This is a genomic window from Thalassobium sp. R2A62 (assembly GCF_000161835.1).
Taxonomy (GTDB): domain Bacteria; phylum Pseudomonadota; class Alphaproteobacteria; order Rhodobacterales; family Rhodobacteraceae; genus Thalassobium.
In genome coordinates, this window is record NZ_GG697169.2 from 189,516 (window position 1) to 203,338 (window position 13,823).

At 50.7% G+C, this 13,823-nt stretch carries 13 protein-coding genes and 2 pseudogenes; 9 read left to right on the plus strand and 6 right to left on the minus strand.

What is annotated here, in order from left to right; translation table 11 throughout:
* Window positions 1-127 precede the first annotated feature (127 nt).
* Entirely contained in the window at window positions 128-1,000 is an 873-nt protein-coding gene (locus tag TR2A62_RS00960) for a LysR family transcriptional regulator (RefSeq protein ID WP_009160696.1), read from the minus strand.
* Window positions 1,001-1,143: 143 nt separating this feature from the next.
* Here TR2A62_RS00960 and TR2A62_RS00965 point away from each other — a divergent pair, with 143 nt between their 5' ends.
* Complete coding sequence (locus TR2A62_RS00965) at window positions 1,144-1,575, plus strand: hypothetical protein (RefSeq protein WP_009159667.1); 432 nt, start codon at window positions 1,144-1,146, stop codon at window positions 1,573-1,575.
* A gap of 554 nt (window positions 1,576-2,129) precedes the next feature.
* Here the strand turns inward: TR2A62_RS00965 and TR2A62_RS00975 are convergent.
* A complete protein-coding gene (locus TR2A62_RS00975) occupies window positions 2,130-2,939 on the minus strand; it encodes a phage/plasmid primase, P4 family (RefSeq protein ID WP_050761055.1) in 810 nt (269 codons plus the stop codon).
* A 105-nt stretch (window positions 2,940-3,044) separates the two neighbouring features.
* On the opposite strand from TR2A62_RS00975, the gene TR2A62_RS19470 reads away from it, so the two are divergent.
* Together TR2A62_RS19470 and TR2A62_RS18875 are read left to right on the plus strand one after the other, a co-directional pair.
* Window positions 3,045-3,272, plus strand: a complete 228-nt coding sequence (locus TR2A62_RS19470; RefSeq protein WP_040819975.1) for a BspA family leucine-rich repeat surface protein — start codon at window positions 3,045-3,047, stop codon at window positions 3,270-3,272.
* Window positions 3,241-3,375 (plus strand): annotated as a pseudogene (locus tag TR2A62_RS18875) (alanine dehydrogenase); the annotation flags it as partial. The gene TR2A62_RS19470 and the pseudogene TR2A62_RS18875, both read left to right, overlap by 32 nt.
* Window positions 3,376-3,431: 56 nt before the next feature.
* Here the strand turns inward: TR2A62_RS18875 and TR2A62_RS00985 are convergent.
* From TR2A62_RS00985 to TR2A62_RS00995, 3 genes are all read right to left on the minus strand, one after another.
* A complete protein-coding gene (locus tag TR2A62_RS00985; RefSeq protein WP_009160670.1) occupies window positions 3,432-4,055 on the minus strand; it encodes an outer membrane protein in 624 nt (207 codons plus the stop codon).
* Window positions 4,056-4,641: 586 nt separating this feature from the next.
* Window positions 4,642-5,559: a DMT family transporter gene (locus tag TR2A62_RS00990; RefSeq protein ID WP_009157813.1), complete on the minus strand. Its 918-nt coding sequence runs from the start codon at window positions 5,557-5,559 to the stop codon at window positions 4,642-4,644.
* 166 nt (window positions 5,560-5,725) lie between these two features.
* Window positions 5,726-7,083, minus strand: a protein-coding gene (locus tag TR2A62_RS00995; protein ID WP_150103440.1) for an IS3 family transposase whose coding sequence is annotated in 2 segments (ribosomal slippage) — window positions 5,726-6,747 and window positions 6,747-7,083 — 1,359 coding nt in all. Because the reading frame shifts where the segments join, the coding sequence is not laid out codon by codon here.
* Window positions 7,084-7,232: 149 nt separating this feature from the next.
* Between TR2A62_RS00995 and TR2A62_RS01005 the strand changes: the two genes are divergently transcribed.
* From TR2A62_RS01005 to TR2A62_RS01020, 4 genes are all read left to right on the plus strand, one after another.
* Window positions 7,233-8,357 (plus strand): hypothetical protein, encoded by a 1,125-nt coding sequence (locus TR2A62_RS01005; RefSeq protein ID WP_040819977.1) that lies wholly within the window; start codon window positions 7,233-7,235, stop codon window positions 8,355-8,357.
* A 43-nt stretch (window positions 8,358-8,400) separates the two neighbouring features.
* Window positions 8,401-9,288: a capsular polysaccharide synthesis protein gene (locus tag TR2A62_RS01010; RefSeq protein WP_009157408.1), complete on the plus strand. Its 888-nt coding sequence runs from the start codon at window positions 8,401-8,403 to the stop codon at window positions 9,286-9,288.
* Window positions 9,289-9,377: 89 nt separating this feature from the next.
* Window positions 9,378-10,058 carry a sulfotransferase family 2 domain-containing protein gene (locus TR2A62_RS01015; protein WP_050761056.1) on the plus strand — a complete coding sequence of 227 codons (681 nt, stop codon included), beginning with the start codon at window positions 9,378-9,380 and terminating at the stop codon, window positions 10,056-10,058.
* 597 nt (window positions 10,059-10,655) lie between these two features.
* Complete coding sequence (locus TR2A62_RS01020) at window positions 10,656-11,264, plus strand: SH3 domain-containing protein (RefSeq protein ID WP_190275687.1); 609 nt, start codon at window positions 10,656-10,658, stop codon at window positions 11,262-11,264.
* Here TR2A62_RS01020 and TR2A62_RS17915 read toward each other — a convergent pair.
* Window positions 11,214-11,480: a hypothetical protein gene (locus TR2A62_RS17915; RefSeq protein WP_083791015.1), complete on the minus strand. Its 267-nt coding sequence runs from the start codon at window positions 11,478-11,480 to the stop codon at window positions 11,214-11,216. The genes TR2A62_RS01020 and TR2A62_RS17915 overlap by 51 nt on opposite strands.
* A 459-nt stretch (window positions 11,481-11,939) precedes the next feature.
* Here TR2A62_RS17915 and TR2A62_RS18300 point away from each other — a divergent pair.
* A pseudogene (locus TR2A62_RS18300) lies at window positions 11,940-12,110 on the plus strand (IS3 family transposase); the annotation flags it as partial.
* A 90-nt stretch (window positions 12,111-12,200) separates the two neighbouring features.
* Window positions 12,201-13,817: a GMC family oxidoreductase gene (locus tag TR2A62_RS01025; RefSeq protein ID WP_009159433.1), complete on the plus strand. Its 1,617-nt coding sequence runs from the start codon at window positions 12,201-12,203 to the stop codon at window positions 13,815-13,817.
* Window positions 13,818-13,823 lie beyond the last annotated feature (6 nt).

Below are 13,823 nucleotides of genomic sequence, written 5' to 3' on the forward strand. Positions count from 1 at the left end.
AAGTCTAGCTATTAGAGCTGGAACAAACCGAAAGCGGACCTTCAATGCACATCGCAAGAGCGTCTGCCTTGCGGACGAAGAGGGCTTTCGCTGCGGCTGCACCAAGGGCGGCTTTCTAGCTTCGGTCTCAACGCGATGATCGGTCGTTCTTAATAAACTTTAAGACAGCTTGCACCTTTGCGGAACGGTGCAAATTGGTGTGCGTCACGAGCCAAAGCGGGACCACCCAATCTGGTTTCGGCGCAAGCACCTCGACCAAATCGGCGCGTTTTTGCGCGAATATCTCAGGGTGAAATCCGATCCCCATTCCTGCAAATAGCGCTTGATCCGCAACGCCCTGGTTTGAGCTGATCAAGGATTTGCTCGACTGGGGAACGTTGCGTTTGATCCACGCGGTGAAAGGAAAGTTGGCGTTGGCTGTCTCCCAGCAGACAAACTTGTGTTCTTTGTAGTCGTCCTTCGATTGTGGCACACCGCGACGCGCCACATAGCTTTGATGCGCATAGAGGCCCAGTTTTAGATCCATGTAAGGTTGCACAACATTGTCCGGTTGATCTGGTTTCGGACCCGACCGAATGGCCACATGGGCTTCGCCATATTCCAGTTTGAGCAGGGCCGCGCTTGCGACGAACTTGATTACCGTGTTCGGGTTTTCCTCCTGAAACCTCTTGATTGCAGGCAACACAAGCGGGGCAATGCGCTCAAGCGCTGTTACGATGAGATCGCCGCTAATACGGGCGGAACGGCCCCGTGTTCGCCCGGCCAGTTGATCAAACTGTTCTTCAGTGGCCTGCGCGACCCGTAAGAGATCCAGACCGACTTCGGTGGGCACATACCCAGTTTTGTGACGCAGAAAAATCTTCGCGCCGAGTTCGGCTTCCAAGTTGTCAATATGTCGGATCACCGTTGCCCGGTGTACCCCCAGAAGGTCAGCGGCAGCGCTCACTGTCCCAAGGCGGGCGACCTGGTAGGCGGTCTTGATCTCAGTCCATTTATCCATTGTGTATGATGTCACTTTTTCGCACGTATAATGAGCATTTTAGCAACTATATCTTCTTTTTGCTGCATGAGACAAGCAGCCGACGACAAAAAAGTCTACCGACTGCAAGCTCAACGCCGCGGCTCCAAAGAAAGAACAGTATCATGACGACGCATTTCCCCCGTTACTTCAAATTCATTCTCATTATAGCCGCTTGGCAAACCTACCGTGTCGTTGGCGCGGTGGGCTGGGGTGACCTCCATTTGTCCGGCGGGGATGTGTTTCCCAACGCATGGGTTATCCCGTTATGGCAAGACACCGCCACGGGCCTCCTTGCGCCGTTAATTGTTTTCATGATGGCCAAGCGCCCATCTGTGCTCAGTTATGCACTTGGGGTTTCATTTTTCATATTCGGAATTGTGGATTTCACCAATGGCTTGGTCGTCGAAGCGCTTTACCCAGCAAATGTTCCGTCAAACGCACCATCTTCAGCTCTCACGGCCTGGCTCGTTTTCAACATGGTGCTTGAAATTGTAGCGCTTGCCTTCCTGCTGACCCCCAACATTCGCCGCTACTTCACTGAGGCCGACGGCTAAGCGGGGTCGAGTTCCAAACAATCCCCTAATGCTAGAAAGTGGATTTTGCTAGCATTAGGGGATCTGGAGAATCGTTTTCGGCGCATTGATTTGCATCTTCTTCAAGACATAGGCCGCGACCAAGAACGCCATGTTCGGCATGCTCAACTGACCAAGTTGGCAATCCCGTCGGATCCGATCCGGAAGCCGGGAGCGGCTCCGGCTGCCCCCTCCTTTGACCAATCCGGACATTTGTGGAGCGCGCAGCATCAGTCACTTTGGGCTCTCAACGGCCATTCGCTGCGTCACGTATGAATGTCGGCTCTAGAATAACAGTCTCCACACATACTGATCGTCATGCATAAAGCACACCGCAGCGCAGGGGGGCAAGTCCGCTGTAGGGAGGGCCACCGCGGGCAGGTGCAAAAAGCTTTCGGGTGACGCTGGTGACGCTTTTTCTTACTGCGCTCTCTATTCAAAAAAACATGGTTTCTAATGAATATATTTTTTCACCATAGGCCGTGCAGTAGAAATATGCGTCACATGCGTCACATGCGTCACATGCGTCACCAGCGTCATAGAAAGACAGACACCCTCGCTGGCACACGCAGGCCAGTCACGTATCGGGCGGTTTTGTCCCTCCTGTGTCCAAAGCCCAGCCGAGTAAGCCGATCCCTCAGGCCTCTTTGGCTCATCGTTTGTTTGATGCCGTTCCCCTGCGCCCAGTTCAAATATGCCTCAAAGACCTTAGAAGCCTTCGAGCAAGCATCGGGATCGCGCTTGCAAACATCATCCACAAACTGCGCAACCTGATCGGCCTCTAAACGCCACTCCTGCTTCGCGGTTTCAGTTGAGCCGGGCTGCGTGAAGGCGCTGACAAGCGCGCTGTCGTATGCGTCGAGAGCCAAGTTGAGAATGCCGGGCAGTTCTGTCAGCAACTTGTCTTTGAGGAGCGGGTCCTGCTCTTCTTTTGTGAAGGTTCGATTGAATTGAAGGATGACTGCACGCCGAAACAATGCGTCCGAGAAGTCGCGAGTGCGAGGCATGTAGTTCGTCCCGAACCAACAAGTCGAGAAGGGTCGCAGCACAAACGGGTCACGGTGTTTGTGCTCTACTGTGGATGGTTCTCCAGATGTAATCCCCTTAAGCTCAGCGTCAGCAATCATCTCACCCTGTTTTAGCTCGGTCACGATGTTGGCGAGCTTTTTGTGCAGATGAGCCCGTTGGAATTTGTCTGAAAAGTTAGCTGGCTGTACGCCCGCAACATTTTTCTCGCCCACCAAGCCCTCTAAAATCGCCAGAAACACACTCTTGCCGTTTGCTCCTGGTCCGATCAGCATAACGAATAGTTCATGGCGGGCGTGGCTCATCAGAGTGTATCCCATCAGACAGAATAGACAGAATACCCTAAAGGTTATACTTAATCTCAAATTGAGATTCTTCAGTTGTGTGCAGATGCGCAACTGAGGACCGGCTTAAGGGATTGAATCATGTCGACGCCAGCACCCCAAAATGACCTTTATGAATATTTCCGAGACGGAACTGATCCGAATGGAAACGCAATTCCAGACATTACTGACTGGGATACGTCATCAGTGACGAGAATGTGGGGTATGTTCTCTCGTGCCGACGCTTTCAATCAGGACATTGGAAGCTGGGACACGTCCTCTGTTACGAACATGAGGAGCTTGTTCTATAGAGCCGAAGCTTTTGTCTGACGTCAGGCAGCTGGACGTCCATGCCGGTCAGTTGACGTATTATGCGGTTGGCAAGGCGTTGGGAATTGATGTTCTGTCCCCACAACTTGCACTGACGGCCTGAAACGCAAAAGGCGGCCCTAGGTAGGTGCGGCCTTCGCGTTTCACATGCGGCGTTGCTTAGTTGAATTTCCAACCAATACGCAGAGAGATCACGTTGATGTCGTGTGTCACGATGCCAGTTGTCACCGTTTCCTTCAGCTCAAGGTTAGACACCTCAAAACTAGCAAACATGCTGTCGGTGACCATATAATCAACACCCAGTCCATACGTCCCGCCGGCGACGCCGTATTCACCGGGGGCATTGCCGCCCCACGTGATTTCGGATCTACCATAGCCGAGGAACCCATAAACCAGCGCGTCGCCCAGCGCGTAACCTACACGAGTACGCAGTTCGATTCTGGTGCCCAGTTCACCCACAACGTTAATGTCGTCATGGCCTAACGAGCCCCCGGTAACGTTCAGCTCTCCACCATATACAAGGTTGCTGCGCTGCCAGTTGTTACCACAAAAGCCGCCAATCGCGGTTTCGTCAACGTAGTCATAAGGGCTGCCGAAGGAATAACTTAGTGTTCCACCAGCGGAAGAATAGGACAAGCCACAATAGCTACCGGACCAGTCGGTCACGTTTGAGGTTGGGGGGATCGCAATGACCGGATCTGCGATTGCCAAATCAATGTTGCCAGCGATTGCGCCGCTTGAAAGCATAGCAACAATGGACGCTGAGATGAGTGTCTGTTTCATAGTGCTCTCCAAGCAAAACTTAATTGCGGTTTATGTATGCTAAGCGACCGGCCCATGACAGGATTAAATAATCCATGCCTTTAAACGCCTACTTATCGTGACAATAGCGTGGCAAGTCATAAGCCATGTCTGACGTCAACCCGTATGGGGAGGTGGCACCCGCCTTCGCCACAGGCTGAGACCCCTCACGCCAGACGCATGTGCTCAATCCGCTGGCATCGCAACCGAGGCTGACGCGGGGGAAAACTAGCGGTCTGTTGCAGCTTGTATCTGGGAGGGGCGTAAGGGGGGCTGACCACCAGATGCGCCCTGCTGACCAGCCCTCACTACACCGCGACGTCTTACGGGCCTACACAGCGACGCCTACGCGCGCGGGGCAACGTGGCCCCGCACAGCCCACCTAGCGGACATGTCCGACCCTTGTCAGCGCCCGATCCAGACGGACAGACACGGACAACCCCTTATAGGGGTACCTAGTTGTCCGGTGGGGGAGATTAGGCGTTGGGGTGGCTGCTTGCGGCGTGGTGTCCTTGCTGTGTATTCCTAAAGTTACGCGATAACGTCTGTTTTGGGTCGCTCACGTCGGTTAGGCCGGTTTGTTCCGCCGGCGTTCTCGCCAAACGACCAACACCCCACCGAAGACGATTAGGATGGAGCCGGGGAACAGGTCCCGTATTGGCGCTTCGCCAAAGAACACCCAGCCGAAAAAGAACGCCATCGGAATACCGAAATAGCTGAATGGGGCAAGGTTGCTTTGTTCAGTCATCCTGAAGGAGACAATCAGAAGCAATACAGCGGCACCCCCAAAGCCTCCCATCGCCATAATCCACGCGAGATCGGACGCAGATTGGACAGGGGAAAAACCATCAAGGAAAAGCGCGAGTACCACCGATCCGACAACGGCAAAGCCCGTGGAGTACAAGTTGATCAGTGCGCTTGGCACTTCTTCGTCGATCAGTCGTGCCGTTACTCCAGTCAGCGCGTAGAGCGCAGCGGCGCCCAGTGGTAAGAGGGACGCCAAAGTAAATGTCTCACGCCCCGGCCCCATCACCATCACAACGCCGACAAAGCCGATCAACACTGCGACCCAACGGATTAAACCTACTCTCTCACCCAGCAGCAGCACCGCAAAGGCCGTCATGAAAAGTCCGCTGGAATAGGAAATTGTCGTTGCAATGGCGAAGGGGATCAGACCGAGCGATAGATAAAACATCAACTGTGCGAAAGTAACGATCAGACCTCGCGCGCAGATCAAGCCCCATTGGCGGACATGCAAGCGGCGGCCGCTTCGGTGCCAGGCTGGCGATGACCAAAGAGCGATAAAGCTGGGTACCAGCCCAAAGATATTGCGGTATACGGACAATTCCGCGGCACCGTAATCCGCAGATAGACTTTTGATGACCAGTCCCATCAGATCAAAAAATAAAAGAGAAACAAGACTGAGAACCACCGCTAGGGTGACAGAGCCCATCGGGATCGGCGATTTTTTCCTGATATCGGCCATTCAACAACCCTGTGCGCGGTATCTTTGTCCGTCGTCATATAAAGTTGGATATCAGAGCGGCTTAAGTATTGGAGGCTCTGGTTCGTTTGTGTGTGTCCGTCGTCATATAAAATGGGACATGAGAGCGGTTTGAGCAATGGAGGCTCTGGCTCTTATGTGTGATTGATTATGCGGCTTGTTTTTGATGTTGCAAGCGGCGGTGTTTGATTGTCGTCCTACGGACCTTGATCTTTTCCCTTTCTCTGAGAATGGCTTTGCCGCGCCCGAAGTAGACGTCGGCAGGTGTCACGTTGCTCAGGCTCTCGTGGTAACGCTGGTTGTTGTAATAATCGACGAATGCCCCGATCTGGCGTTCGAGATCGCCAGGAAGATAGTAGTTTTCCAGCAGCACGCGGTTTTTCATCGTCTGATGCCAGCGTTCGATTTTACCTTGGGTCTGTGGATGGAACGGAGCACCACGCACATGTGCCATATTTTGCCCTTCCAGCCATTCAGCTAAATCCGCCGAGATGTAGCAGGAGCCGTTATCGCTCAGAAGACGCGGCTTGTGGCGCACGACGGCTTGGTCGCAACCCGATGCCGCCAGCGCCAGTTCGATCGTGTCTGTCACATCCTCAGCCCGCATGTTCGTGCAAAGCTTCCAAGCGATGATGTAGCGGCTGTAGTCATCCAAGATCGTGCTGAGATAATACCATCCCCAGCCGATGATCTTGAAGTAGGTGAAGTCGGTCTGCCACATCTCGTTGATTGCCGTGGTTTTGTTTTTGAACTCATCGGCCGCTTTGATCACTACGTACTCCGGCGCAGTGATCAGGTCAGCTGCTTTGAGAATGCGATAAGCTGATGATTCAGAGATAAAATACCGTTTCTCATCAGTGTATTTGACGGCCAGTTCCCGCGTGGTCAGCGCTTCATGCTCCAGAGCAAACTCAATGAGTTCATCGCGGCGGGCATCCGGAATGCGGTTCCAGACTGACCCAGGGCGTGGCGAATGATCCGCCAATGCGTCCAGGCCACCGTCGACATAAAGATCGTACCACCGGTAAAACGTGCTACGCGGAATGCATAGCATATCGAGGGTTTGTTTGACTGGCTGGTGCGAGCTCTCAACTGTGCGGATGATCTCAAGCTTTTCAGACGCGGGATACCTCATTCCCCGTACTCCCCATTTCCTGTCATGCTTTTTTTGAGCAAACGATTTTCAAGGGTCAGATCAGCCACGCATTCTTTCAGGGCCAAGGAATCAGAACGCAAATCCTTTACCTCAGGCGAGGTGGCCTGGCGGGCTGTATCTCCAGATAACCGCCGCTTACCTGCTTCAAGGAATTCCTTCGACCAGCTGTAATACAGGCTCTCTGCAATGCCTTCACGACGGCAAAGAACCGAGATGCTTTCCTCGCCACGCAGACCAGCCAAAACAATGCGGATCTTCTCTTCAGCTGAATAGGTTTGGCGCGTCTTGCGGCGGATGTTCTTGACCACCTTGTCGGCGGCGTCTTTCGATGTCTGTGGCTTCTTCGTCATCTCGATCTCCTAATCGATAAGATGAACCAGAAATCCTCCCTTATTCAAATCCTCAAATCTGTCCCAATGGTGCTGACGTCAGACATTTTGCATCATCGCAATCTACGGCTTGACATGATTGTATTTTGGATGGCATCCGTTTAGTCGGAATGAAGGTTATCTTGCACATTGGTCCAGCGAAAACAGGGACGACAGCACTTCAAAAAGCACTCTATTCTGCGAGAGAGAAACTTGTTGATTTCTCTGTTTTGTATCCCGATACTCTGGATAAAAACGACTATAACCACGGCAAATTATGTGCACTTTTCGTTCCTTATGGCGACGCGCCACGCGGCTTAAAGAAGTTAAGCGAGGCAGAATACTATGATGCCGGAAAATCGTTGCAAGAAAGGATCAAGCTAGACGTTCAAACGATCTGCCCTGATATACTGATATTGTCATCCGAGTGGCTTGCCAGCGCCTATGATCATCAGGATGCGCATAAATTCTCGGATTTCATAGACAGCTTAATGCCCGATAGCATTGAAGTTCTATTATACGCACGAAGACCATCAAATTTTTTCCTTTCGGCCTCGCAACAACGACTGCGTGCTTCGCATCAATTCAAACCCATCTTCCATTGGCGGCTGAATGAAATCATTGCCGGTTTCCAGAAGCTGTTTGCAAGCCATACGATAAGTGTGCGTCTGTTCGAGCGCCCGGCACTTGTCGGCTTAAACATCGTTTCTGACTTTGCAGAAACGTATATTCCTGAATGTCGGACTATTCTTGAGAATGTCCAGGAAAGTACTGAGGTAAATGAGAGCTTTTCTGCAGAGGCTATGGCCGTTTTGCAAAATTTTCGACGCGTTCATTTTGCCGACCAGGAAGATGTTTTCAACGGAAAGACAAGAAAGCTTATGCGTGTTCTCAAACGCATGGACGCAAAAGATGATAGAAAAAAGCCTACTTTGACGGCCGAATGGCGCGACTTTTTTGACTACGGCAATGATCAAGCTTTACGCTTGCACCATCTTCATCACATTACTTTTTCTGATTTTGACTATCCTCGCTTGGCGAGCGGCCAATTTGCTCCGAAGCCCGAAAAATGTCGCGATGTTGCCGACTTTGTAGATATCGACCAAGATAGGCTTGCTACTATGATCACGCGCCTGGCGAATTCTCCATGGTCACCCAATCGTTCGGGATCAAAATGGTTGCTATCTTTACCAAATAATTTACTGGGTGGGCAGCTTTGCCAATTCCCGCTTTGGCGACGTCTGATAGCCTGTTAGCGTAGTTAGTTGATCCTTTTTTTGTAAAAGTTAGGAGTTTTCCATGCCTAAGATCGTTTGGATATTTTGGCTGCAGGGCTTTGAATCTGCTTCGCCTCTTGTGCATGTGTGTGTAAGGTCATGGGAGCAAAGAAACCCGGAATGGAAAATAATACTGCTATGCGCCGATAACATAAGTGACTATCTTGATGATGAATTCTGCAATGAAGTTCTCGCGCTTAAACTGCCTCACAAGAAAAAAGCGAATATTCTCCGGCTTGCTTTGATCGCGCATCATGGCGGCGTTTGGGTGGATGCTGATTGCTTTTGCGCCAAACCACTTGATCATTGGGTTTACGAGGCGGCGCAATCTGGGTTCTTCGCTTTCCGCTTCGTTGATAGCGATGCTTGGTATTCAGATACACAGCAAGACTTAAGAAGTCGAATTTTCTCTAAAACAACGGATCGCATAATGGCAAACTGGTTTCTTGCCGGAAAGCCTTATAACTATATTTGCACTGAGCTTTGCAGAGAACACTTCAATCTGCTTAAAGAAGCGGCAAATGGGCGGAAAAGGTTTTTTGGATTTGTACGGAGACGCCTTATGAAGACCTTTTGTCGAAATGCATATCTGAGCTCTCTCATGGGAAGCGAAACGTTTATTCGCAGGCTTGGCGGATACCCAACTTTCATATTCCACTATCATTTTGCACGCCTGCTGAGAACAAGCCCCAAGTTTAAAGAATGTTGGGAGCAGGTCCCTGCTATCTCTGCCACAGAAGCTTTAATGTTTAGCAAGACACTTGGGCAACCGATTGATGAAAAATTTCGGTCTGCCGTCAGCGGGAATGATGCGCCAGTCTATAAATTTCATGCGCGTCGCACGACACCAGAGCAGTCACATGCGACCACACGCTATGCCTGGCTGCGCGCTAATTTTCGTGGAGAATAGAATCTTTAGTTGTAAGTGTCTGAAAATACTCTAAGCGAGAACTAATCCGATGTTACTCGCTGTATTGAAATCACAGGGAGCAGTATCAATTGATCGTTTGCCACGAAAAAAAGCTGATCTTTTTAAAGACCAAAAAGACGGCCGGGACATCGCTTGAGATCGCGCTTGCCGGTCACTGCGGCCCAAGATGCATCATAACCAAAATCTCTGAGACTGACGAGAGTTTGCGACAAGCTCTCGGATATCCTGGTCCGCAGAATTATTCGTTCAAGCAAAGACGAAAGATCATTTGGCGGGAAAGAGTAGAGTTTCGGAAGCATATGTCAGTAAACGACGCCAGAGCGCTGTTGCCAAAGAAAGTCTGGGACAACTATTGCAAGTTTACGATTGTACGTGACCCGTTTGATCGAGCAATTTCCAGATATTACTGGGACTTAAGTCGCGGTAAAGTAGAAGACATTGCGTTTGATGAGTTTTATGAAAAGTTCCCTGAACGCCTTCATGAAAATATAAAAATAGCTCCACTGAACGACACAACCCAACTGAATTTTCACCTGCGCTATGAGTATCTTGAAGACGACATGCACAAAAATAACCTGGGATTTCTTTGGAAGACCTTTCAAGGCGTGCGTGCAAAGACTGGCCATCGGCCTAGAAGCGGTTCTGGAACGGTTGAGATGTATAAAAAATATCCGACCGTTGCGAAACTGATAGAAGAAAGTTGTCAGGAAGAGATCAAGCGTTTTGGCTACCAAGCCCCACTTGTCTGACGTCAGCACCCAGCCAATGCACACAAGCAGTGATGCCCTAGATGTGTCCGTCGTCATATAAAGTCTTGGGATCTCTGGGCTGTTGATGACTGCCTGCATCACCTTCTTGATCCCAGGACGGCACTCCGTTGGAATGCCATACTCGGAAAGATCGTAAAGGTCACCTACGGGTACGGTTGGAAGCCACCTCGTCATTTTTTGACAGCAACGTCACAAACAGACCAAAATTCGTCAGAAATAGATATACAGTTCGTCGCAAAAAAACTCTAGCTTCAAGGCCAAGAGGCTGTTCATCCGCTTCGTGCGGAGAAACCGCTGAGTGTTCAAGTTTTGAGTGCTTATTTGAATGTGTTCGTCCTCCAGGGTTGCGAGTTCGACAGCGCAAAGGTGATGCAGGGTTGTCATTGGCGGTCATTCCTTTTTTGTGTAAAAATCGGGATAAATGTAGCCAGCCGAGAACTCTGAATTAGCAGCAATTGTTTTATTTTGTGACGAGGGATAGCTGGGGAGATGGCCCCACGGACAGTAGCTGAGGCTGTACGAATTGTAAGTCCGCCAAATATCTTTAAAATCTACATCAAACAGGGAGAGATGAAAATGATTAAGACTTTTGTTGCTGCGATTGGATTGCTGATGGCTGTTGGGGTTCCTGGGGTTGCTGAACCCATCCAGCCCATGAAGGAAGTATTTTATCGAGTAGTCGACGTAGCCTCAAATGACGTTTTAAATATCCGCGCTCAGCCCACATCACGGTCTGAAATCATCGGAGCTTTTCACCATAACCATCCTTTGTTTGAGGTGAACGGTCGAGATGGGAGATGGGTCAGGGTCAACTTAGGAGAATATTCGGGCTGGGTTCATTCGGGCTATATCGAGGCTGTAAATGTGCCAACTTTTTTGCATACAAATCTACCGAACGGTTTAAAATGCTATGGTGAAGAGCCGTTTTGGACAGTGACTTTGAACAGTGGTCAAATCCAGATAAAAAGTATGGCCAATCAAGACCGAACCTACATAACATCAAAAGTCGAAAGCTTCGGGAACGACCACCTAATTAGTGGCGTCAGCAATTCAGGAAATGAAATTGTAATTTTTGTCGAAGATAAAATGACGTCCAGTTCGATGGTAGACCGTTTTTTCAACTGGTCTGTTTCATTATACTTGGACGGTCTTCCGGTCTCTGGCGGAGCTGGTTGTTCCCTTTAATTTAGGTAGGTTGATGTCATATTTGGCACCGCGGCACACCATAAGCATTGACAGAACAGTATTCGCAGTTGGATCGTGGCGGAAATCGATCAAGTCGACTGGTACACCAACCTTGACCTGTTCAACATCAGCTTGGATGACTGTTCCTCGGAACGGTCCAACACCGTGGAGCTCTGCGATCACAACACGGTCTTCTTCTCTGAAAGTATGGTCCAAAACTGTCTCCTTGGCTGTTGCGAAAACAATGCCCAGAGTGACTGTTCAGGGTTCGTCCGTTTCTGACTTTTCGAGGTCAGTTTTTGACGCTTGGTCAGTTCTTTTCAGTGGTGTTACGGGGTTCCTTACGAGGTTGTTTTTGAATTTCGCGTCCTAGATTTTCGTTTAAAAATAAATACTTACAGATTAGTGTGGTTCCGTGTGGTTCCGTGTGGGGGCGCCATTAAAATCAATAACTTAGCTCGAAATTGCAATTCCCTGAAATGTGTTCAGCGAGACGCTCAGCGAGACAAATGAGCGTTGAACAGCGGTTTAATTCCGTAAAAACGCACTCTTTCCTCACGCCTGCAATTAGCAACCCATCCGCGCCACACCGCCCCCCGCGCGCGTGCGCGTCGCTGTGTAGGCCCGTAAGACGTCGCGGTGCAGTGAGGGCTGGCCTGCTGGCCGGTGAGGGAGGAAGCCTTCGTCGACCATTACAACCATCAGCGCTTCCACGAGAGCCTGAACAACGTCACACCATCAGACGTCTACTTCGGACGCGACAAAGCCCTTCTACAGCAAAGGGAAAGGATCAAACGAAAGACGCTCGAAACGCGGCGCTTGCATCAAAGACAGCGCGCCGCATAATCAAACCAACCAGATGAGGCGAACTCTATCTAAGGTTAGACCGCCTTTGGAACCAAAAACTCTGGCGACGGACAGTGGAAAGTAACATACGTGAGCGAATTTGATTATGTGATCGTTGGCGCGGGATCTGCGGGTTGCGTGTTGGCAAATCGGTTGACCGAAAGTGGCAAAAACAGTGTCTTGCTGCTAGAGGCAGGTGGTACTGACCGCAGCCCTTGGGTCCAAGTTCCCATAGGCTATGGCAAAGTTTTTCACGATGCGCGCGTCAACTGGAACTACATCACAGAACGCAGCCCAAACCATGCTAATCAACGTACGTATTGGCCTCGTGGCAAAGTTCTTGGTGGGTCTTCGTCTATTAACGCGATGGTTTATGTGCGCGGTCACGCTGAGGACTACAACGCATGGAATGCGGTTGCGCCGGGTTGGGGATGGGATGAAGTCGCGCCGGTATTTCACCGGATGGAAGACTGGGATGGGCCTGTGTCAGCCGTACGCGGAACAGAAGGTCCCCTCCGCGTGCACGACGTTTCTGCTGAAGTCCACCCCATTACGCGTACCTATTTACAAGCTGCACAGCAGGCTGGTTTCAAGATCAACTCCGACTATAACGGTGCGGATATGGAAGGCGCTGCCCTTTACCAAATCACCACCAAAAATGGCCTGCGCGCCTCGACGTCTCGAGCCTATTTGCGCCCTGCAAAAAAACGGCAAAACCTAAGCATCCAAACCAAGGCCCACGTCACCCGCATTTTGTTTGATGCAAAACGCGCGACAGGCGTTGATTACGTCCAGAATGGTAAAAGCAAAACTGCAAAAGCACGCGCTGAGATTATCCTTTGCGGCGGCGCCATCAACTCCCCACAACTCCTGCAACTCTCGGGTGTCGGACCCAGCGAAGTTCTGCAAAATCACGGCATCCCAGTCGTACAGAAATCCTCGCAAGTTGGTCGCAATTTGCAAGATCATCTTGGCAGTGACAACTATTACCGTGCAACTGTGCCAACGCTGAACCAGCAACTGCGCCCCTTTCTGGGTAAGGTAAAAGTTGCGCTTCAATACGCGCTCTCACGCACTGGCCCTCTGTCGCTTAGCCTTAACCAAGGCGGTGGCTTCATCCGCCTCAATGAAACCGCAAATACCCCTGATTTGCAGCTATATTTCTCTCCTGTCAGCTATACCCGCGCGCCGGTTGGCGTCCGCCCGCTGCTAAACCCTGACCCATTCCCCGGCTTTCTGATGGGCTTTAACCCGTGCAAACCAACCAGCGTCGGGCACTTGCAAATTTGCTCGCCTGATCCGCTGGCAAAGCCGGAAATGCATCCAAATTATCTCGACACTGAATACGATTTGCGGATGATGGTTGCGGGAACTAAACTGATGCGCCGTATTGCACAAACCCCGGCCATGCAGTCGATAATCGCCAACGAATTATTTCCGGGCGCAGATGTGACGACTGATGACCAAATTGCGGACTACGTCCGTCAGAAATCATGGACAGTGTTCCATCAATGCTCAACTTGCAGAATGGGCAGTGATCCCACAACATCGGTTGTAGACGAACGTTTACGCGTCCATGGTGTCCAAAATTTGCGCGTGGCGGACGCCTCCATCTTCCCGACTATTCCAACGGGAAACACCAACGCTCCTACCATTATGGTGGGCGAGAAAGCCTCTGACCTTATCCTTGCGGATGCCTCGGGCTAAAAAGGA

Coding starts and splice junctions, on each gene's coding strand:
- TR2A62_RS00960 (WP_009160696.1), bottom strand. CDS start 1,000: ATGGATAAATGGACTGAGATCAAGACCGCCTACCAGGTCGCCCGCCTT.
- TR2A62_RS00965 (WP_009159667.1), top strand. CDS start 1,144: ATGACGACGCATTTCCCCCGTTACTTCAAATTCATTCTCATTATAGCC.
- TR2A62_RS00975 (WP_050761055.1), bottom strand. CDS start 2,939: ATGGGATACACTCTGATGAGCCACGCCCGCCATGAACTATTCGTTATG.
- TR2A62_RS19470 (WP_040819975.1), top strand. CDS start 3,045: ATGTCGACGCCAGCACCCCAAAATGACCTTTATGAATATTTCCGAGAC.
- TR2A62_RS00985 (WP_009160670.1), bottom strand. CDS start 4,055: ATGAAACAGACACTCATCTCAGCGTCCATTGTTGCTATGCTTTCAAGC.
- TR2A62_RS00990 (WP_009157813.1), bottom strand. CDS start 5,559: ATGGCCGATATCAGGAAAAAATCGCCGATCCCGATGGGCTCTGTCACC.
- TR2A62_RS01005 (WP_040819977.1), top strand. CDS start 7,233: ATGAAGGTTATCTTGCACATTGGTCCAGCGAAAACAGGGACGACAGCA.
- TR2A62_RS01010 (WP_009157408.1), top strand. CDS start 8,401: ATGCCTAAGATCGTTTGGATATTTTGGCTGCAGGGCTTTGAATCTGCT.
- TR2A62_RS01020 (WP_190275687.1), top strand. CDS start 10,656: ATGATTAAGACTTTTGTTGCTGCGATTGGATTGCTGATGGCTGTTGGG.